This window comes from Enterococcus sp. 5H, from assembly GCF_028128615.1.
Taxonomy (GTDB): domain Bacteria; phylum Bacillota; class Bacilli; order Lactobacillales; family Enterococcaceae; genus Enterococcus_L.
The window spans coordinates 78,305-101,683 of record NZ_AMDP01000021.1 but is presented as its reverse complement, the minus strand read 5'-3'; the positions used below and the strand labels follow the sequence as shown (position 1 = coordinate 101,683).

Genomic DNA, 23,379 nt, shown 5'->3' with positions numbered 1-23,379 from the left:
TTAAAGGGTTGCCCCTTTTAAAATCTCATTTGCGGCAGCTTCATCAGTGATGAGCCACGTTTGTTTTGGTGCATTTTTCATATAGGCGCGGATTGCCTTGGCCTTTGTTTTACCGCCTGCGATTGCAACGACATTGGGAATTTTTTGAACATCCTTTAATTGAAGTCCGATCCGAGGAATCTTGTAAACGACTTCGCCTTCTTCATCAAAAAAGTATCCGAAAGATTCTGCTACAGCATTATTTTGCTTTAACATGACCATTTCGTCATCAGACATTTTACGTCTAGCCGCCATATGCAATGCACGACCAATGCTATGAACAACACAATTAGATTGTTCAATCAATGTCAGTACTTCCTGAATGGATGGTTCCTGTAATAAAGAATTATATGTCTCACGACTTAATTGTTCCGGTACGTATAACGCCCGATGATGTCCGCCGGTCTTAGTAGCCATTACTGCACTTACTGAATTTGCTTGAGCAGTCATTGCTTCGCCAATGCCGCCTCTTGCTGGTACAAATAAGTTATGACGTTTCTCAGTTTCCAACGTTCCCATGTGTTCTGCGGTCAGTGCCATTGTGGTACCGCCCATTACAGCAATAATATTATTTCCTTCAGGTAAAAGCAAATCAAGTGAATCGGTCAATATATCCCCAAATTCATAAAGTACTTTTTCTTGACTATCACTATTGCCAGCAACTACGATACAACGCTTAATTCCAAAATACTGACTGATTTCTTTTTCGATCTGATGCATGCCAAGTAATTGATTCATTACTGTTTCTAATCCTTGATAAACAGTCAAACCTTTTTCAGTTAGTGTCATTCCGCTTTTTGAAGTCTGAATTAACTGTATGTTTTTTAGAAAATCTGTCTCAGTTCTTAAGACACGTTCTGTAATTCCCATACTATCAGATAGACTTCGACGTCCAATAGGCTGCATCCAGTAAATATTACGAAGAATATGAAACCTTTCCTGCATTATATCAAGCAAATCTGGAGCAACAGCTTCAATCATTTTTAATTCATCCAGCATGATGCGCTCCTTCGTTGGTCTAAATATGTCCAAGTAAGACTAAAAACGACCTATGAACTTTAAAAAAATAAAATTGATGTTCTCTTTTGCCTTGTTAAATTCTATTAACAGTCTTAAAAGCGTCCCTCAATCCTACAAAGTAAGTTTACCAGTTTTTGTTCTTCTTTTCAAGAAAAAGAGATTATTTTTTTAGCTACATATTTTACTATTTAGAAACTAACACCTCACCTAACTTAATCTACTGCCTTAGCATTTTTAATTATCATACTTTTTCTGTACTAATTTCAAGATTTTATCATATAGTTTTCGTACTTCTAGCACTTCTATTTAAAGAACTTAATGAGGAAATACAACGATCAAGATAATTCAATTACTGATTCAGAACAGAATGAAAACATTAAATAAACTTCAATCTTAAAAAAAATAAAACCAATAAAAGATTGATGTTTTCCATCAAAATCGTATTGGTTTTATTTTTCACTACTATTTACCAGCAAACCCTTGAATTAATGCAACTAGAATCGGAATAAGATCCCAGAATACATGAGTTGTATATGATGCCCAAATATTTTTATAACGCAAGTAAGTGAACGTTAGGAACAAACGAGAAACACCAATTACTAAGATTGCTTGTGCTATGTTTCCATCATATGATGGAATATGATACAGACCAAAAATTAGAGAAGATATTAGCCAAGCAATGACAATACTTGACTTTCTACTCATAGAAAAAGATTTATAACAAACCATTAGGACAAACAAAAACGGTACAATTGCCCACATTTCTTCCGCAATAAGTTGAATAACAATTTCAATGAAATTAGAAAGATGAATTCCCACAGCACCTGCATGATTTGTCTGAACTGCAGAATCAGCAACCGTTTTGATATGGAAAATATCGTTCAAAATAAATCTAGTATAAAGTACTACAATAATCATTCCAATGATCCCTAACAACGCTGAAAATCCAAACTCTTTAAAGTTCATTTTCTTAAATAGAGCGTTCCAGCGATGTCCACTAATTATCCAATAGGTTAAAAAAATAATTAAAAAGACAATTGCTAATATTCCAAAAGTGATTAACATTACCCTAAAAGGATGCTCTGCAGCTACATTGGAATTTTCTTTCAAATGTAATAAATCGATGATCGGTTTTAAAATCATACCGCTAAATACGAAAAACGACCCGATCGTGATAATCACCCAAGCAAGCCATTTTCCCCAAGATAAGGCGATCGGTTGACCTGCATAAAATGGGAAATCTTCTCCGTTATTTTTCTCAAACCAAAAACGATCATTTGCAACTTCTCTTCGTGCCACCATTTCCATACCTCCCTATATTATAATCAATTTAAAAATAGCTAGATTATATTGAAATTATACCAAGCGTGAGATTTCCCGTACATTTTTACGACTCGAAAACGAGGATTATTTTCATTTTATTATCGTTAAAATTTCTTTTTTACATAAAAACATTTAATATAATAAAAAAATCCAGAATTAATCTGGATTTTTTACATCTATAGATCCTCTTCATAAAATCGTCCAAGGATTTTCACATTATCAGATATACTGACAAAAGCTGACGGGTCAGCATCTTTCATAGCCGCTTCGAGCGATGGAAGTTCGAAACGAGTCACTACTGTTAACAAAAGTGTTTGTTTATCGTGGCGATAAGCCCCTTCAGCTTCATGAATAATCGTAATTCCACGACGCATTTTGTTTTGAATCCCATTAATCACCGCATCTGGATTTTTAGTAATAATCATAACCTGCATTTTCTTTTGTTTCGTATAAACAGCATCTGTTACCTTACCACTTACAAAAATTGACAACGCACTATAAAACATATACTGCCATCCAAATAGATAGCCTGCTACAAAAATAATCAAGCCATTAAAATACATTGATATAGATCCGATAGAACGACCTGTTTTCTTACGAATAGTGATACTGAAAATATCTAAACCACCTGATGACAAGCCGTTTTTCAAAGCAAAGCCAATCCCTGAACCCATTACTGCTCCACCGAAAATTGCACAAATTATTGGATCATCAGACATAACTGTTTGTGGTACAATCTGCATAAATATGGAAGTTAAGGTTACTGTTAAAAAAGTAAAAATAGTGAACTTTTTACCAATTTTTTTCCATGCAACAAAGAATAAAGGAATGTTTAAAGCGTATAGTGTAACAGAAACCGGTATATTAAAACCTACAATTCTCGTTGACAATGTAGTAAGAATCTGTGCCAGACCAGTAATCCCACTGGAATAAATATTTCCTGGTTGGTAAAAGAAGTTCATCGCAACTGATGCTAAAATAGCGTAAACAATGGATACTGAAAGTTTTGTTGTGTAATCATGGATAGGTAAACTTTCAAAAAATTTTTTCATATGTAAAAGCCTCACTTTGTTTGTCTGTTTGTTTTGTTTTTTATTATACGTGCTTTATGCAAAGAACAAAAGGAGAATCTTTTAATATTTAATGAAAAAATTGTTGTTTTCAATTTTAATTGTAAGAATTCAAAATTTTAGCCATTTCAACATAGCCTAATTGGTTAGCGTAATCTGTCGCTGTTCGACCTGTGTTATCACGTAAATCTTTTTCTGCCCCCGCATTAAGCAAGACTTTGATAATCTCCTGATAAATTTCTGAACCATCTCTCAAACCTACAGCTTCGATCAAAGCAGTATAACCAAAATTATTCTGATGATTAATATCTACCCTTCCATCATTTAACAGTAGTTTAACATTTTCAAGATGCCCTTTTTCTGCTGCGGGAATCAAAGCATTGCCACCATAGCGGTTTACTTTTCGTTGATCTGGTACTTGTTTCTCCAACATATATGCAAGAATCTCAGTTTTTCCCTGGGCTCCAGCATAAAGATAGGGACTATCAGAAATTTGATCTTGTTGATTAATATCAGCATCTGCGTCAATCAAGAGCTTAGCAATTTCAATATAATTCTCATGTGTGGCAATCAAAAGAGGCGTTTCACCTTGAGCATTTGTTTCATCAACAACATAGCTTTTGTCTTGAAGAATTATTTGAACTTGGTCATAGTCGTTATTTGTAACTGCTTGAATTAAAGATCCTGCTGGAAACACTTGACTGTTTTCTGTTTGCGTAGTTGATTGAGTCTCTTCAATTGTTGTTTCACTTTCTTTGGCAGTTGATTTCTCCGTATTCATTGATAAACTCTCCTTTGTTGTTTGATTTGATTGGTCGTCCTGTTCTTGGCAGCCGGAAAAAATAAAGACTAGTATGCTGCTTAATAAAAAAACTCGGAAAATTTTCATCCGTATCACGTCCTTTAACTATGTTTCTGATATCAGTATAAAGGATAAATATAAACAAATTATAAATTGTAGGTCATGTTCTTTAGAACTTGTTTTTGGACTTATGTTACTATTTATATAGTAAAATAAAATAAATTTTGAGTAAAAAGATTGAATTTAAGGAGACATGATTATGCAGACAGTTCTTGTTTTAGATATCGGAGGTTCATTTATAAAGTTTGGTTTGATGACAAATGAAAAACTAGGAACGGTTGATAAGAAGAAAACACCTCAAACGCTGGATTCATTTAAAATTTGTTTAAAAGCTATTATAGATGGATTTTCAGAAACTATATCTGGTGTTTCTATTTCGATGCCGGGAATTATTAATGCAGAAACTGGTTATGCGATTCATGGCGGCTCGTTAAAGTTTATCAATCATATGAATATACTTGAGTTTTACCAATCTATTTTTAATTGTCCAGTTGCTGTTGAAAATGATGCCAGATCTGCTATTTTAGGTGAACTTCATCAAGGTCAGCTCAAAAAAACATCCAATGCTGCAATGATCGTCCTTGGAACTGGGGTTGGCGGAAGCCTAATTATAAATGGCAAAATAGTACGCGGAGCCCATCAAGCTGCTGGTGAATTATCCTTTGTACAAACGAATGAAACTATGTTAGCTACTAATCTTTTTGGTGTAAAAAATGGCGTCTACAGCATACTTAAACCTTTTGCCGCAGCTTGTGGGAAAAAACTAAATGACGTTAGCGGAGAATTATTTTTTAAAGCTGTTGTTAGTGGAAACTTAGCTGCTCAAGCTATTTTACAAGAGTATTGCGATTCTTTGGCTATTCAAATCTGGAATTTACAAACCATTTTAGATCTAGAAAAAATTGTTCTAGGCGGTGGCATTAGTAGTCAATTAATTTTATTAGATTATGTAAAACAAAGCATTGAAAGAAACCGAAATCAATTAAATCTCGGTCCTTTTTCAGAAACTATTTTGCCAAATGTCGTTTTAAGTACTTTAGGAAATAACGCAAACTTGGTCGGCGCATACTTTAACTTCATACAGCGACATGCTTAACTAATTTCACTACACAAAAACAGAGTAACCAAAATCACCCTTGGTTACTCTGACTTTTTTTATTTATTCATCAACTGCTGTTACATCGATGTTTAATTCAAACAATTGTAATGGTGAAACGGTGCTAGGTGCACTTGTCATTGGATCAGCTGCTTTTCCGTTTTTAGGGAAAGCAATGACTTCACGAATATTGTTTTCACCTGCTAATAACATAACTAAGCGATCAAGTCCTAATGCAATTCCACCGTGTGGAGGGAATCCGTAGTCTAATGCATCTAATAAGAAGCCAAATTGTTCTTGGGCAGATTCTTTGGTAAATCCAAGTGTTTCAAACATTTTTTCTTGTAATTCACGTTTATGAATACGTAATGAACCTCCGCCAAGTTCATAGCCGTTTAACACAATATCATATGCATCAGCATAAACTTTTGCCGGATCGGTTGAAAGTAATTCAACATCAGATTCTTTTGGTTGTGTAAATGGATGGTGGGCAGATACAAAACGACCTGCTTCTTCATCGTATTCAAACAACGGCCAGTCAACAACCCATAAGAAGTTAAATTTAGATTCATCAATTAAACCTAATTCTTTACCTAAACGAGAGCGAATTGCTCCTAATGCTGCTGCTACAACTTCTGGTTTGTCAGCACCAAACATTAAAATATCGCCAACTTCTGCGTTAGTTGCTTTAATCAAATCATCTGAAACATCTGTTAAAAATTTCGCAATCGGACCTTTTAGTCCATCTTCTTCAACTTTTAACCAAGCCAATCCTTTAGCTCCAAATTGACTAACATAGGTACCCAAGTTATCCATGTCTTTTCTTGAATATTTATCAGCGGCACCTTTAGCATTTAAGACTTTGACTTGTCCGCCGTTTTCAAGCGCCATTTGGAACACTTTAAAATCAACGTCTTTTACAACATCAGCAATATCTATTAATTCCATGTCAAAACGGGTATCTGGCTTATCGCTGCCATAGCGTGCCATTGCTTCATCATAACTCATACGTGGGAATGGTAATGTTACTTCGATCCCTTTTGTTTCACGCATTACTTTGGCTAACATTTCTTCAGTCATCGTTTGAATTTCTTCGACTGTTAAGAATGTTGTTTCAATATCCACCTGCGTAAATTCAGGTTGGCGGTCTCCACGTAGATCCTCATCACGGAAACAGCGTACGATTTGATAGTAACGGTCAAATCCAGCATTCATTAATAATTGTTTGAAGATTTGCGGTGACTGTGGCAAGGCATAAAAATGACCAGCATGGACACGAGAAGGAACTAAATAATCGCGAGCTCCTTCAGGTGTTGATTTACCTAAATATGGCGTTTCGATGTCCATAAAATCAGTATCATCCAGATAATGACGAATCGATTTTGTCACTTGATGACGCAACTTCATATTTGCTGCCATTTTTGGACGACGTAAATCTAGATAACGATATTTCAAACGTAATTCGTCTCCAACATTGTTTTCATCTTCAATTAAAAATGGCGGTGTTTTCGCTACGTTTAAAATTGTGATGTCGGTTGCCATCACTTCAAATTCACCAGTTTTCATTTTAGGATTGATTGCTTCTTTATCGCGGTATGTCAATTCTCCTGTAATTTCAATTACATATTCGCTACGACATTTATCCGCAATTTCCCACGCTTCTGTAGAGTGAGCTGGATTGAAAACAACTTGAGCAATTCCTTCACGGTCACGTAAATCAATAAAGATTACTCCGCCTAAGTCACGGCGTTTTTGTACCCATCCTTTTAATGTAATAATCTGTCCTACCAAATCTGCCGATACTTCTCCGCAGTATGCTGTTCTTTTTGTCATTATTTTACCCCTTTTCATTTTTTATTTAGTCAAACATTACTGTCATCATTTCATCATAAACTTCATCAAAGCGATCATAAATATCTGCCAGTGGAAATGCTATTTCATTCCGGTTTGCCATTGATTTAACATTGACGATTCCTTCATTTAATTCATTTTCACCTAAAGTCAAGACTAGTTTTGCATTGACTTTGTCTGCTGTTTTAAATTGAGCTTTTGGTTTACGGTTCATAAAATCTCGATCTGCTGAAAAACCAAAGTTGCGAATTACTTGAACCAGTTTTAATGTTTCAATATTGGTTTCCGCACCAATTCCTACAACGTATGCGTCGATTTCATTAATTGCCGGAATAACGACTTCTTCCGCTGCCATTGTAATTAAAAGCCGCTCAATTCCCAATGCAAAACCAAAACCTGGAGTTGCTGGTCCGCCAAGTTCTTCAACTAATCCATCATAGCGACCACCTGCACAAATTGTCGATTGAGCCCCGATTCCTGGTGCTTCACTCATAATTTCAAAAATGGTATTTGTATAATAATCCAGCCCGCGAACCATATTGCTATCAACTGCATAAGGAATGTTTAATTCATTCAGCATTATTTTAACCGTTTCAAAATGTGTCTTAGATGATTCACTCAAATAATCTAAAATTGAAGGTGCCTCTGCTACGATTGCACGATCTTTTTTATCTTTACTATCAAGTACGCGAAGTGGATTTTCATGTAAACGACGTTTTGAGTCATCACTTAGTTCATCTTGTTTTGGCTCTAAATAATCAATCAACGCTTGACGATAAGCTGCTCTGGTTTCTTTATCACCTAAAGAATTAATTACTAATTTAAATTTTTGAATCCCTAATTGTTTGAAAAAGTCCAGCGCCATTGCCATGCTTTCTACATCTACAGCGGGATTCTCACTGCCAAAAGCTTCTGCTCCGATTTGGTGAAATTGTCTTAAACGGCCTGCTTGCGGGCGTTCATAGCGGAACATGGGTCCCATATAATACGTTTTATAAGGTTTAGCAAACTCAGGTCCGAAAAGTTTATTCTCAACAAAAGAACGAACAATTGGTGCTGTTCCTTCTGGGCGCAATGTGACATGACGATCACCTTTATCATAAAAATCATACATTTCTTTTGAAACGATATCTGTTGTATCTCCTACGCTACGCGCAATTACTTCGTAATGTTCAAAAATTGGTGTACGAATTTCTTCGTATTGGTAATCACGAAAAATTAATCTGGCTGTTTCTTCAACAAATTGCCACTTTTCTGAAGTTCCCGGCAATAAATCGTTGGTACCTTTTGGTTTTTGATAACGCATTGGTTTCATCTCCTATTTATTTTAGCTTTTTTAGAGAAATTATTTTGGAAAAATCCACTTTTTTGTTAGTAATTAATTGCTAGTCAGGTTTTCAAACATTCACTTTCATATTTTAAAAAATTTGACTTGTTTTGGCAGCTAAGTATTGTTCTCCATTTGCTTTGACTTAAATCGTAGTCCTTAAATTATTAAAGCTTTGGCGCGTAGAGAAATTGATTGGAGCTTAAATTCAAAACAAAAACTCGCCCTTGTATAAATACAAGGGCGAGTGAATAGACACACGCGGTACCACCTAAATTCGAAAGATTGCTCTTTCCTCTAACGATTAACGCTCGCAACGGAACGGCTTTTCCTCCGTTCATCTCCAGAATGTCTTTCGATTTTTCTAATGAAGCTGCTTTCAGCCAAGGCAACTTTTTCTTCTACGCTTAGAATAAAACCTACTCGTTCTTTCATCGATTTTAATAGATAATATATATAAACTACTAAAAATTAGTACTAAAGTCAAGGGAAAATCAGATAAATCATTGGTTTTTCTGTTTTCATTTTTTAAAACGAAATACTTCACGGATTTAAAAATATCAACTAAACTAAATACAAAGAAAAAGTTTGGAGGAATTATGATGCAAAAAAATGTACAAATTGGTCAAACAACGGTTTATTCAACACCTTTAGGTTTAGGAACCAACACTGTTGGCGGTCACAATCTTTTTCCAAATTTAAATGATGAAGTTGGGAAAGAAGTGGTTCAAGCTGCTTTGAAAAACAGTATTACGATGCTGGATACAGCTTTCGCTTATGGTTTAGGGCGTTCAGAAGAATTGATTGGAGAGGTATTAAAAGATTTTGATCGAAATAAAGTAATTATTGCGACTAAAGCCGCTCATGATCCAGCTAAAGACGGTGCATTCAACAATACGCCCGAATTTTTAACACGTTCAGTTGAAGAGGCTTTAGTTAGACTACAGACCAACTATATTGATATTTTTTATATTCATTTTCCAGATGAAACTACACCGAAAAATGAAGCTGTGGCAGCCTTACAAAAATTAAAAAAAGCCGGAAAAATTAAAGCTATTGGGGTTTCTAATTTTAGTTTAGCCCAAATTAAAGAAGCCAATTTAGATGGCTTTGTAGACATTGTTGAAGATGAATATAGTTTAATTCATCGTGGGGCTGAAAAAGAACTACTGCCTTATTTACAAGAACATAATATTTCATTTGTACCATATTTCCCTTTGGCCTCTGGACTTTTAACAGGTAAATACGAAAAAGATGTGACGTTTCCTGCTGATGATTTACGCAGTAAAAAACCTGATTTTCAAGGTGAACGTTACAAACAAATCCTTGAAAAAGTCGATCAACTGAAACTAATTGCTGCCGACTATAATGCAACTGTAGCTGAAATTGTTTTAGCTTGGTACATTAAAAATCCTTTAGTTGCAGTTGTAATTCCAGGTGCTAAAAAACCAGAACAAGTGAAAGCAAACGCCAAAGCAATGGCAATCACACTGACAAATGAAGATTATCAAAAAATTGATACTATTTTTCGGTAAATAAAAAATCAGCGAGCAGTTAGGTAAAAGATTGTCTAAACCTTTTACCTAACTACTCGCTGTTCAATTATTTTTCTCTAGTATCAATAATAATCGTAACGGGTCCATCATTGACTAAAGAAACGGCCATGTCAGCGCCAAACTCACCCGCTTCAACAGGAATTGCTAAATCTCTAAGTTGCTGATTAAATGATTCATACAGCGGAATAGCTTTTTCCGGTCGAGCTGCTTCAATAAAACTAGGACGATTGCCTTTCTTTGTATCAGCGTACAAAGTAAATTGCGAAACGCTTAAAATACTGCCATTAATTTCTTGAATGCCTAAATTCATTTTTCCAGCTTCATCTTCAAAAACACGAAGTTTACTAATTTTACGAACAAGATAAGCTGCGTCTTCTGGTCCGTCTTCTTCATGAATTCCTACTAGAATCATGAAACCTCGCTCTATTTTCCCTACACTTTGATTATCAATCACAACTTCAGCTTGTGAGACTCTTTGAATAACTACTCGCATTACTTTCTCCTTTTAGCCATTCGTTCTACGAACATTGTATACATCTGGTACATTTTTAATTTTGTCTACAATCGTTTTTAAATGGGCCAAGTTTTGAATTTTTACCGTTACATGGATCATCGCCATTTTATTTTTAGTCGGTTTCGCTTCTACACTGACAAGATTTTTAGTCATTGAACTAATAACTTGTAAAATGTCATTTAATAAGCCGCTGCGATTGTAGCCATAAATTTCTAAGTCCGCATCATATTCTTTATTTAAATTATTCGAATCTTCCCATTCGACTTCAATTAGACGTTGAGCAAGCTCTTCTTGATGTTGGACATTCGGGCAATCTGCCCGATGAATTGAAACACCGCGGCCTTTTGTAATATAGCCGACAATTTCATCTCCTGGTACTGGATTACAACAACGGCTAATCCGCACAAGTAAGTTTTCAACACCTTGAATGACAATTCCGCCTTCATGACGAACTTTCATTTTTTCTGTTTCTTTTTTGACTGGTTGAGTCATTAGTTCTTCTGCTTCTTGTTTTTGCCGCTCAATTTCTTGTTCCTTACGTTCTTTTTCGGTTAAACGGTTAAACACAACTTGGGCACTAATCTCACCATAACCAACGGCTGCAAATAAATCATCTTCAGTTTGAAAATTAAAACGATCCAGTGCTTCCGCCATTTTTGCTTTACCTAAAAACTCTTTCGGGGCAAAACCATGATCCAAAAGATATTTAGTTACTGCATCGTGTCCTTTGATAATATTAACTTCACGATCTTGTACTTTGAAAAATCGTTTAATCTTATTTCGAGCTTTACTTGTCGCAACCATTTTTAACCAGTCACGACTTGGACCAAACGAATTCGGAGAGGTCAACACTTCAATGATATCACCGTTTTTTAATGTATAATCAAGCTGAACCATTTTTCCATTGACCTTAGCACCAGTGGTTTTATTCCCAATTTCAGTATGCACACTATAAGCAAAATCCAGTGGACCTGAACCTTTGGGTAATTCTGTTACGTCACCAGTTGGGGTAAAGACATAAACCTTATCACTGAAAATATCCCCTTTAACGCTTTCCATAAATTCAGATGCATCATAACTTTCATCTTGCAATTCAAGAATTTCACGGAACCAACTTAATTGTTTGGTATCCGTATCTTCATCTACTTTTTCGGTTTTCCCCTCTTTATACGCCCAGTGAGCCGCAACCCCGAACTCAGCAATTTGATGCATTTCGTGTGTACGAATTTGAACTTCTACCGGATTTCCTTTTGGACCGATAACCGTTGTATGGATAGACTGGTACATATTTGCTTTAGGCATTGCAATGTAGTCTTTAAAACGTCCTGGCATTGGTGTCCACTTGGTGTGAATGGCACCTAAAACTGCATAACAGTCTTTAATTGAATCAACAATTACCCGAATCGCTAACAGATCATAGATTTCATTAAACTGTTTTTTATGATCTTTCATTTTACGATAAATGGAATAAATATGTTTAGGCCGTCCATAGATTTCAGCATAAATATCTAAATCTTCTGTAGCTAAACGAATATCTTCTACTGCTTCTTCAACATAATCTTCCCGTTCATCTCGTTTACTTTGCATCAAATTAACAATACGGTAATACTGATTTGGATTAATGTAGCGTAATGCTGTATCTTCTAATTCCCACTTGATTCGGCTAATCCCTAAACGATGTGCAAGCGGTGCATATATTTCAAGCGTTTCTTGCGCAATTCTACGTTGCTTATCTTCTCTTAAATGTTTTAAGGTACGCATATTATGAAGTCGGTCAGCTAATTTCACCATGATTACTCGTAAATCTTGAGCCATCGCTAAAAGCATTTTACGATGATTTTCAGCTAATTGTTCTTCATGGGATTTATATTTGATTTTACCCAGTTTGGTCACACCGTCGACTAGCATAGCAACATCTGCACCAAATTCTTCTTTTAGATCTTCTAACGTTACATCTGTATCTTCTACCACATCATGTAAAAATCCAGTTGCAACTGTATGTGGGTCCATCCGTAATTCCGCTAAAATCCCTGCAACTTGAATAGGATGAATAAAATAGGGTTCACCAGATTTTCTGACTTGGCCCTCATGCGCTTTTTCTGCATAGTCACACGCTTTTTGAACAAAGGCAACATGCTGAGGCGCCATATATTTTGATACAAGCTTAATAACTCCTGGTCCGGTCATAATTTCTTCTTTTGGCATAACGATCACTCCTTTCGCTTCTGCGTTGCTTTCTCGCAGTCAGCATAGCTATGAATACGGTAAATAGTGCTTAAAATGATTCACACATAGCAATATTTTCATTTCCGTATAATAATTTTATGTATATGGACTATTTTAAAAAAAGAAAAGTACCACTTGAAACAGTAGCACTTCCAACATATTTATTATACTAGATTTCTCTAGATTTTCAATTCTCGGTACTTTAATTCCATTTTGAAATCAAAGGTAAAACCTCACGACCATTGCTAATACCAATTTGAGAAACTCCAGCTTGAAATAACAACTCAATTTCCAGTAACGTCGGTGCCTGAACATTTACTTGGAAAGCAACATTCTTGAGATGACCTATACGGAAAATACTCATATCATAAATTGCTTGTTCCATCGTTAAATTCAACCCTAATGCAAGACTTGGAATATTCAAACCAGCCAGATCAGAGGCTAGTTTGTTTTTTTGCCTATCCGTCATTTTGCTGCTATCCAGAAAAAATCCCAGTGCATTTCGTCCAAACGATAATTGCTCCAGCACCTGATATTTCTGATTCCCTTCAGTCCTCAATTGTTCTGGTGCCATCGTCACAAAAACATCGGAGGCTCCTTCTCTATACATTTGTCCAGTTTCAAAAGCTTTTTTGGCTAACATACCGTTACCTAAAGGAAAATCAACAAAACTGCTGACTCGAATCGTCGTACCTGTTAATAATTGTTTTGCTCGCAATACATTGTATGGTAAAACAAAAATAGAACGAACTGGAAACTGCTTAAAAAATAGAATTTCTTCTGTAAACTGTTGATCTGTCATTGATGAATCAATTAACATGATTGAAAGTTTTTGTAACTTTAACTCCATAAATGGCCCCCTAAACCTTACACTAATTCAAATTGATAACTAATCGCACTCAACACGTATAGTGGTGCTGTTTCTGTTCGTAAAATCCGCGGCCCCAATCCGCAGAGAATTGCTTGGTTTTCTGTAAATACCTTAATCTCTTCTGGTGAAAAACCACCTTCCGGTCCAAAAACAATTAACAGTGTTTCACCTACTTTTAATTCAGCTAATGTTTTTGCAAAACTACTTTGTTCCCCTTCTTTAGCAGATTCTTCATAGGCCACTAGAACCTTATCATAGGAAGAAAAAAGCTCAATTAATTCCTGCACTTTTTCTAATAATGCAATACTCGGCGCAAACTGACGATGAGACTGTTCTGCTGCTTCCGTGGCAATTTTATTTAAACGCTCTGTCTTTTTTGCCAACTTTTTATGATCCCATTTAACAACTGAAGCTTTTGCAGGAAAACCAATAAACTGATGGCTGCCGAGTTCTGTCCCTTTTTGTACAATCCACTCTAATTTGTCGCCTTTTGGATAACCGCTGGCAATGGTTACATTAATTGGCAACTCTTTTTCTTTTTGTTCCTTACTAATTTCTTTTAACAGTACTACCGAATCCGTAATCTCAGTGATTTCAGCAATAATTGCTAAGCGATCACTAAACGCTAGAAAAACTTGCTGCCCCGGTTCCATCCGCATCACGCGGACCATATGATGATAATTTTCACCACTAATTGAATAAGTTTCTTTTACTTCGTAAGCTTCCTCTATAAAATAGCGCTGCATTTACTCTTCCTCAGTTTTCTTTAAGATAATCGCGTACCAGTCACCTTGCTGAAAAACTTGATCTACGAGAAAACCAACTTCTTTCATTTTCTCGATAATCATTGCTTTTTTCTCATGAATAATACCGGAAACAATCAACGTACCGTCATTTTTTAATAAACGATAGGCATCTTCAATCATTAAAACAATGATATCCGCCAAAATATTAGCAACAATCACATCGGCTTCGATTGTTACCCCTTTTAGTAAATCATTTGCCGAAACTTGAACATCAGCAGCTATTGGATTCATATCCATATTTTCTTTCGCTGCTGTTACGGCAACATCATCTAAATCATAAGCATAAACATTTTTCGCACCTAGATATTTACTAGCAATACTCAACACACCCGAACCAGTACCAACATCAAGTAATGTTTCGCCGCCACGTAAAACTGTCTCCAACGCTTGTAAAGTTAAGCGAGTAGTTGGATGTGTCCCAGTACCGAAAGCCATACCGGGATCTAAAGTGATAATTTTTTCTGTATCATCTTGGACTTCATATTTTTCCCAACTGGGTACAATTGTTAGAAAACGAGTAACACGAACTGGATGATAATATTTTTTCCAAGCGGTCGCCCAATCACTTTCCGCAACTTCACTAACCGTCATTTCGTTTTTACCAATCCTCAAACCAAATTCAGGCAATCGAATGATACTTTCTTTAATAAACGGTAATATCTCCGGTAAAAATGTTGTCTCAGGAAAATAGGCCATCACTAACGCACCATCTTTAATATGAGTAAATTGTTCTTTATCTAATAATTCACCATAAAGATCACTTTGAAAATTTTCTACATCTAAAGAATCCTCAATAGCAACACCACTAGCACCGGCTTCCATCATAATATTGGATATTGCTTCAACCGCTTCACTGGCTGTTTCTACTTTTACCTCTGTCCACTTCATATCGTCACCTCTTCCTTAATAACTTGGATAAGCGATATATTCGTCGCTATCTGCTTTTGTGTATCTTTCAACTGCTATTTCAAATGCTTCATCTGACCATTTTAATTCAAACAACTCTTGTTCTTCATCAGTTAAAAAATCTAATAAATCACTTTGTCCTTCAGTTAATACCTCGTTTAAATATGCAACAAAACCATCTAATACAGCTTTTTTAATACCTTTTTTTCCTTCATATGGAATTACAGCCAAGTAATCTTCTTTATCGATTGTAGATTTTTCAGGGTTGTAAAATAAGACACCATCCTCAAACTCAATAATTTCTTCTTCTGAGATAGTTCCTTCCACATCATCAATTTGTTCTCCATCCGTATTTTCAGCAAACAAACGGAAAACGACTTCGATTGAATGATTTTTAGCATTCCAATCTAGTGCTACATCATATTCAGTAATTTCTTTGGTAATACGTTCGTCTAAATAAGTCAACATCGTTGCTTTTTTCATTAATTTTCTTCCTTCCAGCCAAAAGTTTTTTGATCTATTTCACTTCTTTTTTGTTTTGAAATATAGGGATTACCTGCAACCACGTAACGTAAGGGCAACTCTGTCCAAATACCTTTATTAGGAATTCCGATTCGTGGTAAAGCAACTATCTTTTTCGGTACTTTTCTTTTTTCCGGTACAATTCGCAAAGTGCTATTGAAAATGGATTGGCCATAAAGTTCTTTGGTAATGCCTAACGCTGTGACTAATTTACCGGGACCGTTTGATAATTCGCTGCCTTTTCGACCATTGCGATTTACTTCCATTTTCTCAATTCCTTCGACCGGTTCGATCGCCCGAATCATAACTCCTTGAGGTTTGCCTTTTTCTTGTGTAACCATATTTAAAATTAAATGAGTATGCATCGTATATAAATAAATTGTTCCAGGTTTTTCATACATAGCCTTCAACCGCGGTGTATTTCTTAAACCAAAACTATGTGCAGCTTCATCTTCAGGGCCCAGATAAGCTTCAGCATCTACAATATAGCCTGCCAATATTCCTTCAGTCGTCTCATGTTCTAAATACATTCCCAATAAAAACTGAGCGATGTCTTCTGTTGATTGTGTATTAAAAAAATTTATCGTCTCATTCATTATTTTTCACCACTTTCTATCATACACGAAATAAAAGCGATTATCCATTGAAAATAACAATCCTTTTATACAGTAAAGTATTGATTTATCTATCTTTTGTTGCCTAACTAGCTCATCAAACAAACATACGTTCTTTATGGTATACTATACTTATGAAATAGAAAGAAAAAGGAGGTCCAACGATGCAACAACCCTTAGCTTATCGGATGCGACCACGTAATTTAGATGAAGTCGTTGGGCAGCAACATTTAGTTGGTCCTGGTAAAATTATTCGGCGCATGGTTGAAGCACATATGCTTTCTTCCATGATTCTGTATGGTCCACCCGGCACTGGAAAAACAAGTATTGCCAGCGCAATAGCCGGATCAACCAATTATGCTTTTCGGATGCTTAATGCCGCAACGGACACTAAAAAAGATTTGCAAATTGTCGCAGAAGAAGCCAAAATGAGTGGTACAGTGATTCTCTTACTGGACGAAGTCCATCGACTAGATAAAACGAAACAAGATTTTCTTTTGCCCCATTTAGAAAGCGGCAGAATTATTATGATCGGTGCAACGACAGAAAATCCATATATTACTATCAATCCAGCGATTCGCAGCCGAACTCAAATTTTCGAAGTAAAACCATTATCGGAAACAGACATTCAAACAGCGATCAAAGAAGCTTTATCTGATAAAGAACGTGGATTAGGCGAATATTCTGTGATTTTAGAAGAAAAAGCTCTCCAGCATTTATCACGTGCTACCAATGGAGACCTGCGAAGTGCCTTAAATGGCTTAGAGCTAGCTGTCAAATCTACTCCTGAAAATGAAGAGAAAGAAATAGTCATTACTCTTTCAATTATTGAAGAATGTGTTCAGCGTAAAGCACTAACTCATGATAAAAATGGTGATGCTCACTATGATGTCATTTCTGCCTTTCAAAAGTCGATTCGTGGAAGCGACGTGGATGCTGCTCTTCACTATCTTGCCAGGCTAGTTGAAGCTGGTGATTTAACAATTATTTGTCGCCGTCTGATGGTCATTGCTTATGAAGATATTGGTTTAGGCAATCCGCCCGCTGCAGCCCGAACTGTAACTGCTGTTCAAGCAGCAGAAAAACTAGGCTTCCCTGAAGCGCGTATCCCACTTGCGAGTGTTGTCATTGACCTTTGCCTTTCACCTAAATCTAATTCTGGAATCAGTGCAATTGATGCTGCATTAGCCGATATTCGTGAAGGAAAAGCTGGCGATGTACCAGATCATTTACGAGACAGTCACTATTCAGGTGCAAAAGATTTAAATCGAGGTATCGGTTATCAGTACCCTCACAATTTCGAAAATGCTTGGGTAAATCAGCAATACTTACCAGACAAAATTAAACATGCTCACTACTACGAACCCATTGATACAGGAAAATATGAACAAGCATTGCACCAACAATATCAAAGAATCCAAGAATGGAAAAAAGAAAATAAATCTAAAAAATAAAACACTATTCACAACAAAATATGAGCTATTTAACCACTTTCGCTCAGTAAAAATTGTTATACAATTACTATTTCGATTCTATCAAATTTTCAAGTTTTTACGACTTTCATTATCCTTCAAAAACTGAGCGCTCTCATTGCCGTTTATTTGAGATTGTGCTATTATAAAGGTGGTAAATCTGTGATGTACGAGTTGTCTTCTTTCTGTGTTGACCGAACATTTTATTGATATCTTGGGATCCTTCTGGTACCTAAGCTGGTAACATGCCTTATCATTTGGTAGTTCAAAGCTGATGGTCGTGGAACCCACCTGCTTTGTTTGCGGGTTCAATACTACAAGACGAATAACGGCATCGACGGATTTTACCATTTTTATTCGACTACCTAACAATTTGCTACAGGCAAATTGTTTTTTATTTGATGGAGGTTTATTTATGGTTCGGATACTAATTTTTTTATCAGTTGGATTACTAGTTATTATTGGCATTTATTTATTAAAGAAAACAGAAACCTTTTTGCCATTGCTGCATAAAGGAGATCCAGATGAAAATACGCAGTTTTTACACCAATTTGGTTTCTTCTATTTAATTTTGGCTGGGATTGGTGTAGTTGTTGGACTTTTTAATTTGACATTTTTTTCACTATTTTACATTTTTAGCTTATTGATTATCTCAGCTGTATTCAGCATAATGTTCGCCAAGAAGATTCTGTAAATGACTCTTCTTTTTTATTTTGCTTTTTTTTGGTTTTGTTTTACAATTGAGGTAGAAAGAATAACACCATGTAAGTGTTATGTTAATTAAATATGTAGTTCCTTAAAAACGAAAGGAGTGTTTATTATGTTACAAAATTATCGAAAAATTATGGTAGCCGTGGATGGATCTTCTGAATCAGAATTAGCTTTTCAAAAAGCCATGAATGTTGCTATGAGAAATGACGCAGAATTACTTTTAGCTCATGTTATTGATACGAGAGCTTTCCAATCTGTTTCTTCTTTTGACGGGGTATTAGCTGAACAGGCAACTGAAATGGCTAAACAAACTTTGGAAGGTTACAAAAAACAGGCAAAAGAACATGGTTGCGAAAAAGTTTCTAGTATCATTGAATATGGTTCACCAAAACCTTGGATTGCTAAACAACTTCCTAAAGAACATGATGTTGACTTAATTATGTTAGGTGCAACTGGTTTAAATGCAGTGGAAAGACTATTCATTGGTTCCGTTTCTGAATATGTTATTCGTAATGCAGCCTGTGATGTCTTAGTAGTAAGAACAGACTTGGATAACAAAGTACCAGTTATTGATGAAGATGAATAACATAATAAAAAGCGACCCGAATAAAATCGGATCGCTTTTTTAGTTCTTATCTTAAACGCTCAACATCACGAGCAATCATTAATTCTTCATCAGTTGGAATCAATAATACTTTAACTTTTGAATCTTCTGTAGAAATAATTGATTCTTTTCCACGTACATTGTTTTTATCAGCATCTAACTCACAGCCAAACCAAGTCATGCCTTTAATTACTTCACTACGAACGTGTGAATCATTTTCACCAATTCCTGCAGTAAAGACAATTGCATCTACTCCATTTAAAACTGTTACATAACTACCAATATATTTACGGATACGGTCAGTGAAAATGTCGTAAGCAACTTGAACTGCTTCGTTGTCCATATTTGCTTCTAAATCACGCATGTCACTTGAGATACCAGTTAAACCAAGTAAACCAGATTTTTTATTTAAAATATCAATCATATCTTTGATATCTGTTAATTCAAGTTTTTCCATTAAATAAGCTAACAATGAAGGATCAATGTCACCAGAACGAGTTCCCATCGTTACACCAGCAAGTGGTGTGAAGCCCATAGATGTATCAACTGATTTACCACCATCTACGGCAGTAATTGAAGCGCCATTACCTAAATGACAAGTAATGATTTTTAATTCTTCAAGCGGACGACCAAGCATTTCAGCAGCACGTTGTGAAACATATTTGTGGCTTGTTCCGTGTGCGCCATATTTACGAGCAGCAAATTTTTCATAGTATTCAGTTGGGATACTGTATAAATAATTGTGTTTTGGCATAGTTGTATGGAAAGATGTATCAAAAACAGCAACACTGACAATATCTGGTAAGATTTTTTTGAACGCTTTGATTCCCATTGCGTTAGCTGGGTTGTGAAGCGGTGCAAGTTCTGATAGCTTTTCAATCTTTGTTAACACTTCATCATCAATGACAACAGAATCTTTAAAGTCTTCACCACCAGCAACTACACGATGACCAACACCTGTAATTTCATCAAATGAAGCTAAAATGTTTAATTCTGTTAATTTATCTAGCAACATTTTTACCGCTACATCGTGATCGTTAATATCGATAATTTCTTCATATTTTTCATCGTTGCCATATTTAATTGTAAAGATTGAATCATTTAAACCAATACGTTCAACGATTCCTTTAGCAACTACTTCTTCTGATGGCATTTGGTATAATTGCCATTTTAAACTTGAACTTCCAGCATTAATTGCGATTGTTTTAGACATAATACTCTCCTCTTTATCGGTTAGTTTTATTTTAAATTTGAAGACTTCCAAGCCTCAAATTGTTGAAAAAATTGTGTGACTTTAGCAGGATCTTTTAGTGAACCTAATTTTGCGACTAAAACTTCTTTCGCTTGTTCGCTATGTTCACCCTTATTTTGGACAAATAAAATGCTTTTTCTTGATTGAACTGATTTGAACAACTCATCTGGTAATTGAATCATTCCTTGTAGGTAAACATTTTTTTGCAGCCAATTTTTAAAGAAAGAACTTTGCTCTGTCTCCAAAATATTGGTTGGAATTAAGAATAAGCCATAGCCATCAGGTTTAACAAATTTCATCGCTTGCTCCATTAACAGGTGATGCGCATAACTGTGCCCTTCATCAGCAGCTGAATCAAAAGTTTGCGCTTTTTCATCATTTGGATAGAAACCGATTGGTAAATCACTCACCGCTACATCAACAGGGTCAAGCAATAAATCTTGCAAGCCATCTTGATGGAATAAATCAATTGCAGCATGTGTCCATTCATTATTGGTTGCAGAAACTGCTAATAATGTGTCATCAATATCTACACCAAAACCTTGAGCTTGGTATTCAGCTAAATTCAAATTAAGGATAATCGTTAACAGTAGATTCCCCATCCCAGATGCAATATCCAAGATCTTCAATGGCTGCTCTTTGGCATAAAGCTGCTCAATAAGATAAACAAATAAAAATCCTATACTATCTGGTGTTAACTGATGATTCGCCTGTAAAGACTCAGCTTTATTCCCTTTTAGTAAAACTAACTGCGACAAACGACGAATTTCTTCCGGCTGCAACTCGATTGCTTGTAATTGCTGATAAATGGTTTTTAGCTGCTGAACTGTTTGCTCATCCGGCACTCCATCGAGCACACGTACTTGATAGTTATCAATGATATTTTCACCATTTTCCGTATACGCATCTAAAAAGGAAGTATCTAGAGATTGTTTAAGCAATTGAATTGACTGCTCCATTAAATCGAAAGCCTTTTCTATTTTTTCAGGGAACAAAAAAACACCTCAATTTCCATCAATAATATAACAATTTTCATACCTGTTCTATTTTAACGAAAAACCAGCTAATAATCAATCAATTTCCTAACAATATTTATAAAACAGTAAACTATTCTCATTTTTACCCATGAGCTTATGATATCTTTAACAAATCTATTTGTCCTTTCTGTACTAGTTTTAATAAAAATTCTTTGATACACATTTCACAAATTTTTGATTATTGTTAATTCTTATGACTAATCATTCTTAGCAATTGAATAGTTTTCCTGAAAAGTATAGCTCTGCTGCTGTAGCTCGACAGTGAAATAAATTGTTCTTTCATCACACTTATAATTTAAGACACCTTCAGAAAAAACTTGTTGTCCCTCTTTTTCAAGTGAATGTTGCTCTTGCTTCACTTCAAAAAGAAACATACTTACCATAATTTTTGCAGCATAATAGTCTTTGGTGTTTTTCGAAAAATATTGCGTCGCTTTAAAATCTTCAATAACTAATGTAAATAAAAAGCTAAATAAAAAAATGAAAAGCAATACAGTTAGTAAAATACCGCCTCTATAGTTATATCTCATTCTCATGCTCCTGTATTATAATCCATTTTGCTTCGGTAGATAGTTGATTTTCAAAGGTTACACTAATTTTTACAGAATTGTTCTCCTCGATAAACTTTGCATTTGCTACTCTTGTTAGTAAAGGCTGATAACCGCCATTTTCTACTTTAACAATTTTTCCCAATTTAAATTCAATCCAGACAGCATTCGCATTTTTGTTGTTTTTTAAAATTATTTTATTTTCTTGCGTGCTTTCATATTCGCAATTTTTCAGTTCATTTTCTAGTTGTATGAGGAAAATTTGCCAAGCTTTATCAGTTTCATTTTCTAGTTGCTTTGTTACAATAGATACGTTTTTGACAACTGCTGTAAAAAGTAAACATACAGTTGAGAGTATGAATAATGCAAGCAAGCATTCCAACAAAGTAAATCCGTCGTATCTACTTTTTATTAGTCGCTTTTTTGATTGATAAAAATTCTTTTCCATCTGTGATTTCCACCTCAAGCAGTTCCTGATGATTTTTGTAAAAATGTAACTGATAATTAATTCCGTTTACAGGTATTTCTGCTTGTAATTTCCCACCATAATTTTCGTAACGTTTTATTTCTTCATACAACACTCTATACAATGATAGCTGGTCTTGAGCTTGTCGATTTTTTTGTAAAAGAAACTGATTAAATGAAACATAACTGCCGATAATCAAACATAATAATCCTAAGGAAAATATCCCTTCAAGCAAAATATAGCCTTTATATGTCTTTGATTTTTTTAACATAACGACCGCTCCCTAGCTGAAATTGGAATTCAATGACTTGCTGCTTTTCCTCCCACACAAAGGAGTATTTAGCTAAATTCCCGTTATTACCAGAGCCTTTCTTAAATGTAATTTTCCCGGGCCCATCTGCTAGCAAAGAAGATGGAATAATTAACTGGTATTCTTCCAAATTAGCGGAAATTTTAGGCGAAATAAATGTAATTCGATTCCCTTGGTCTGAGAATAAAATCTGCGTATTAACACTATTTACTATCGCCATCTGCTGTGTAAGAAGGATCCGTTTTTCAAAAGATGACAAAAACTGTTCAACTTCCAAAGTACGTTGCCATTGTTTGATAGAAAGTGTTGGTAGCAGTAAAAAAATACTGCATATGAACAAGACGAGAAGAGACTCAATTAAGGTAAAACCTTTCAT

At 35.3% G+C, this 23,379-nt stretch carries 23 protein-coding genes, 1 other RNA gene, 1 pseudogene and 1 other annotated feature; of the genes and pseudogenes, 6 read left to right on the top strand and 19 right to left on the bottom strand.

Annotated elements, in window-relative coordinates:
- The 4 genes from C240_RS08690 to C240_RS08675 all read right to left on the bottom strand — a co-directional run bounded on the left by C240_RS08690 (position 1) and on the right by C240_RS08675 (position 4,341).
- Positions 1-1,038, bottom strand: coding sequence for a sugar-binding transcriptional regulator (locus C240_RS08690; RefSeq protein WP_271494411.1), 1,038 nt, complete (start codon positions 1,036-1,038; stop codon positions 1-3).
- Between the two features lie 483 nt (positions 1,039-1,521).
- Positions 1,522-2,361, bottom strand: a complete 840-nt coding sequence (locus tag C240_RS08685; protein ID WP_271494410.1) for a CPBP family intramembrane glutamic endopeptidase — start codon at positions 2,359-2,361, stop codon at positions 1,522-1,524.
- Between the two features lie 197 nt (positions 2,362-2,558).
- Positions 2,559-3,434 (bottom strand): YitT family protein, encoded by an 876-nt coding sequence (locus C240_RS08680; RefSeq protein ID WP_271494409.1) that lies wholly within the window; start codon positions 3,432-3,434, stop codon positions 2,559-2,561.
- Positions 3,435-3,549: 115 nt separating this feature from the next.
- On the bottom strand, positions 3,550-4,341 hold the full coding sequence (locus C240_RS08675; protein WP_442896586.1) for an ankyrin repeat domain-containing protein: 792 nt from the start codon (positions 4,339-4,341) through the stop codon (positions 3,550-3,552).
- A gap of 172 nt (positions 4,342-4,513) precedes the next feature.
- On the opposite strand from C240_RS08675, the gene C240_RS08670 reads away from it, so the two are divergent.
- Positions 4,514-5,410, top strand: coding sequence for an ROK family protein (locus C240_RS08670; protein ID WP_271494408.1), 897 nt, complete (start codon positions 4,514-4,516; stop codon positions 5,408-5,410).
- Positions 5,411-5,473: 63 nt separating this feature from the next.
- On the opposite strand, the gene aspS is transcribed toward C240_RS08670, so the two are convergent.
- Entirely contained in the window at positions 5,474-7,243 is a 1,770-nt protein-coding gene (gene aspS, locus C240_RS08665) for an aspartate--tRNA ligase (protein WP_271494407.1), read from the bottom strand.
- 25 nt (positions 7,244-7,268) lie between these two features.
- Entirely contained in the window at positions 7,269-8,567 is a 1,299-nt protein-coding gene (hisS, locus tag C240_RS08660; RefSeq protein ID WP_271494406.1) for a histidine--tRNA ligase, read from the bottom strand.
- Positions 8,568-8,824: 257 nt separating this feature from the next.
- Positions 8,825-9,032: a binding site (T-box leader), on the bottom strand.
- Between the two features lie 158 nt (positions 9,033-9,190).
- Between hisS and C240_RS08655 the strand changes: the two genes are divergently transcribed.
- Complete coding sequence (locus tag C240_RS08655) at positions 9,191-10,123, top strand: aldo/keto reductase (RefSeq protein ID WP_271494405.1); 933 nt, start codon at positions 9,191-9,193, stop codon at positions 10,121-10,123.
- 67 nt (positions 10,124-10,190) lie between these two features.
- Here the strand turns inward: C240_RS08655 and dtd are convergent, their stop codons facing one another.
- The 7 genes and pseudogenes from dtd to C240_RS08620 all read right to left on the bottom strand — a co-directional run bounded on the left by dtd (position 10,191) and on the right by C240_RS08620 (position 16,585).
- Positions 10,191-10,637 (bottom strand): D-aminoacyl-tRNA deacylase, encoded by a 447-nt coding sequence (dtd, locus tag C240_RS08650; protein WP_271494404.1) that lies wholly within the window; start codon positions 10,635-10,637, stop codon positions 10,191-10,193.
- Between the two features lie 12 nt (positions 10,638-10,649).
- Positions 10,650-12,863 (bottom strand): RelA/SpoT family protein, encoded by a 2,214-nt coding sequence (locus C240_RS08645; RefSeq protein ID WP_271494403.1) that lies wholly within the window; start codon positions 12,861-12,863, stop codon positions 10,650-10,652.
- A gap of 223 nt (positions 12,864-13,086) precedes the next feature.
- On the bottom strand, positions 13,087-13,734 hold the full coding sequence (locus C240_RS08640; RefSeq protein ID WP_271494402.1) for a deoxyribose-phosphate aldolase: 648 nt from the start codon (positions 13,732-13,734) through the stop codon (positions 13,087-13,089).
- A gap of 17 nt (positions 13,735-13,751) precedes the next feature.
- On the bottom strand, positions 13,752-14,501 hold the full coding sequence (locus C240_RS08635) for a 16S rRNA (uracil(1498)-N(3))-methyltransferase (RefSeq protein ID WP_271494401.1): 750 nt from the start codon (positions 14,499-14,501) through the stop codon (positions 13,752-13,754).
- Positions 14,502-15,449: a 50S ribosomal protein L11 methyltransferase gene (gene prmA, locus C240_RS08630; protein WP_271494400.1), complete on the bottom strand. Its 948-nt coding sequence runs from the start codon at positions 15,447-15,449 to the stop codon at positions 14,502-14,504. It abuts the gene before it with no gap.
- A gap of 15 nt (positions 15,450-15,464) precedes the next feature.
- Complete coding sequence (locus C240_RS08625; protein WP_271494399.1) at positions 15,465-15,950, bottom strand: DUF3013 family protein; 486 nt, start codon at positions 15,948-15,950, stop codon at positions 15,465-15,467.
- Positions 15,892-16,585, bottom strand: a pseudogene (locus tag C240_RS08620) (DNA-3-methyladenine glycosylase). The gene C240_RS08625 and the pseudogene C240_RS08620 overlap by 59 nt, the downstream one beginning before the upstream one ends.
- A gap of 182 nt (positions 16,586-16,767) precedes the next feature.
- Between C240_RS08620 and C240_RS08615 the strand changes: the two are divergent.
- From C240_RS08615 to C240_RS08600, 4 genes are all read left to right on the top strand, one after another.
- Positions 16,768-18,057 carry a replication-associated recombination protein A gene (locus C240_RS08615; RefSeq protein ID WP_271494398.1) on the top strand — a complete coding sequence of 430 codons (1,290 nt, stop codon included), beginning with the start codon at positions 16,768-16,770 and terminating at the stop codon, positions 18,055-18,057.
- A 172-nt stretch (positions 18,058-18,229) separates the two neighbouring features.
- Positions 18,230-18,423, top strand: a non-coding RNA gene (gene ssrS, locus C240_RS08610) — 6S RNA.
- Positions 18,424-18,490: 67 nt separating this feature from the next.
- The gene (locus tag C240_RS08605; RefSeq protein WP_271494397.1) at positions 18,491-18,769 is read left to right on the top strand and encodes a hypothetical protein; all 279 of its coding nucleotides are present in this window, start codon (positions 18,491-18,493) and stop codon (positions 18,767-18,769) included.
- Positions 18,770-18,895: 126 nt separating this feature from the next.
- Positions 18,896-19,372: a universal stress protein gene (locus C240_RS08600; RefSeq protein WP_271494396.1), complete on the top strand. Its 477-nt coding sequence runs from the start codon at positions 18,896-18,898 to the stop codon at positions 19,370-19,372.
- Positions 19,373-19,418: 46 nt separating this feature from the next.
- Here the strand turns inward: C240_RS08600 and C240_RS08595 are convergent, their stop codons facing one another.
- From C240_RS08595 to comGD, 6 genes are all read right to left on the bottom strand, one after another.
- Positions 19,419-20,603, bottom strand: a complete 1,185-nt coding sequence (locus C240_RS08595) for an acetate kinase (protein WP_271494395.1) — start codon at positions 20,601-20,603, stop codon at positions 19,419-19,421.
- Positions 20,604-20,629: 26 nt separating this feature from the next.
- The gene (locus C240_RS08590) at positions 20,630-21,637 is read right to left on the bottom strand and encodes a class I SAM-dependent methyltransferase (protein WP_271494394.1); all 1,008 of its coding nucleotides are present in this window, start codon (positions 21,635-21,637) and stop codon (positions 20,630-20,632) included.
- Positions 21,638-21,876: 239 nt separating this feature from the next.
- A complete protein-coding gene (comGG, locus tag C240_RS08585) occupies positions 21,877-22,209 on the bottom strand; it encodes a competence type IV pilus minor pilin ComGG (RefSeq protein ID WP_271494392.1) in 333 nt (110 codons plus the stop codon).
- A complete protein-coding gene (comGF, locus tag C240_RS08580; protein ID WP_271494390.1) occupies positions 22,199-22,675 on the bottom strand; it encodes a competence type IV pilus minor pilin ComGF in 477 nt (158 codons plus the stop codon). The genes comGG and comGF overlap by 11 nt, the downstream gene beginning before the upstream one ends.
- Entirely contained in the window at positions 22,629-22,964 is a 336-nt protein-coding gene (gene comGE, locus C240_RS08575; protein WP_271494388.1) for a competence type IV pilus minor pilin ComGE, read from the bottom strand. Before comGE ends, comGF begins: the two co-directional genes overlap by 47 nt.
- Positions 22,939-23,379 carry a competence type IV pilus minor pilin ComGD gene (gene comGD / locus C240_RS08570; protein WP_271494386.1) on the bottom strand — a complete coding sequence of 147 codons (441 nt, stop codon included), beginning with the start codon at positions 23,377-23,379 and terminating at the stop codon, positions 22,939-22,941. Before comGD ends, comGE begins: the two co-directional genes overlap by 26 nt.

Coding starts and splice junctions, on each gene's coding strand:
- hisS (WP_271494406.1), bottom strand. CDS start 8,567: ATGCGTTATCAAAAACCAAAAGGTACCAACGATTTATTGCCGGGAACT.
- C240_RS08670 (WP_271494408.1), top strand. CDS start 4,514: ATGCAGACAGTTCTTGTTTTAGATATCGGAGGTTCATTTATAAAGTTT.
- C240_RS08645 (WP_271494403.1), bottom strand. CDS start 12,863: ATGCCAAAAGAAGAAATTATGACCGGACCAGGAGTTATTAAGCTTGTA.
- C240_RS08595 (WP_271494395.1), bottom strand. CDS start 20,603: ATGTCTAAAACAATCGCAATTAATGCTGGAAGTTCAAGTTTAAAATGG.
- C240_RS08600 (WP_271494396.1), top strand. CDS start 18,896: ATGTTACAAAATTATCGAAAAATTATGGTAGCCGTGGATGGATCTTCT.
- C240_RS08635 (WP_271494401.1), bottom strand. CDS start 14,501: ATGCAGCGCTATTTTATAGAGGAAGCTTACGAAGTAAAAGAAACTTAT.
- C240_RS08685 (WP_271494410.1), bottom strand. CDS start 2,361: ATGGTGGCACGAAGAGAAGTTGCAAATGATCGTTTTTGGTTTGAGAAA.
- comGG (WP_271494392.1), bottom strand. CDS start 22,209: ATGAGATATAACTATAGAGGCGGTATTTTACTAACTGTATTGCTTTTC.
- C240_RS08680 (WP_271494409.1), bottom strand. CDS start 3,434: ATGAAAAAATTTTTTGAAAGTTTACCTATCCATGATTACACAACAAAA.
- dtd (WP_271494404.1), bottom strand. CDS start 10,637: ATGCGAGTAGTTATTCAAAGAGTCTCACAAGCTGAAGTTGTGATTGAT.
- C240_RS08655 (WP_271494405.1), top strand. CDS start 9,191: ATGCAAAAAAATGTACAAATTGGTCAAACAACGGTTTATTCAACACCT.
- C240_RS08615 (WP_271494398.1), top strand. CDS start 16,768: ATGCAACAACCCTTAGCTTATCGGATGCGACCACGTAATTTAGATGAA.
- C240_RS08625 (WP_271494399.1), bottom strand. CDS start 15,950: ATGAAAAAAGCAACGATGTTGACTTATTTAGACGAACGTATTACCAAA.
- comGE (WP_271494388.1), bottom strand. CDS start 22,964: ATGTTAAAAAAATCAAAGACATATAAAGGCTATATTTTGCTTGAAGGG.
- aspS (WP_271494407.1), bottom strand. CDS start 7,243: ATGACAAAAAGAACAGCATACTGCGGAGAAGTATCGGCAGATTTGGTA.
- comGD (WP_271494386.1), bottom strand. CDS start 23,379: ATGAAAGGTTTTACCTTAATTGAGTCTCTTCTCGTCTTGTTCATATGC.
- prmA (WP_271494400.1), bottom strand. CDS start 15,449: ATGAAGTGGACAGAGGTAAAAGTAGAAACAGCCAGTGAAGCGGTTGAA.
- C240_RS08690 (WP_271494411.1), bottom strand. CDS start 1,038: ATGCTGGATGAATTAAAAATGATTGAAGCTGTTGCTCCAGATTTGCTT.
- C240_RS08675 (WP_442896586.1), bottom strand. CDS start 4,341: ATGAAAATTTTCCGAGTTTTTTTATTAAGCAGCATACTAGTCTTTATT.
- C240_RS08605 (WP_271494397.1), top strand. CDS start 18,491: ATGGTTCGGATACTAATTTTTTTATCAGTTGGATTACTAGTTATTATT.
- C240_RS08640 (WP_271494402.1), bottom strand. CDS start 13,734: ATGGAGTTAAAGTTACAAAAACTTTCAATCATGTTAATTGATTCATCA.
- comGF (WP_271494390.1), bottom strand. CDS start 22,675: ATGGAAAAGAATTTTTATCAATCAAAAAAGCGACTAATAAAAAGTAGA.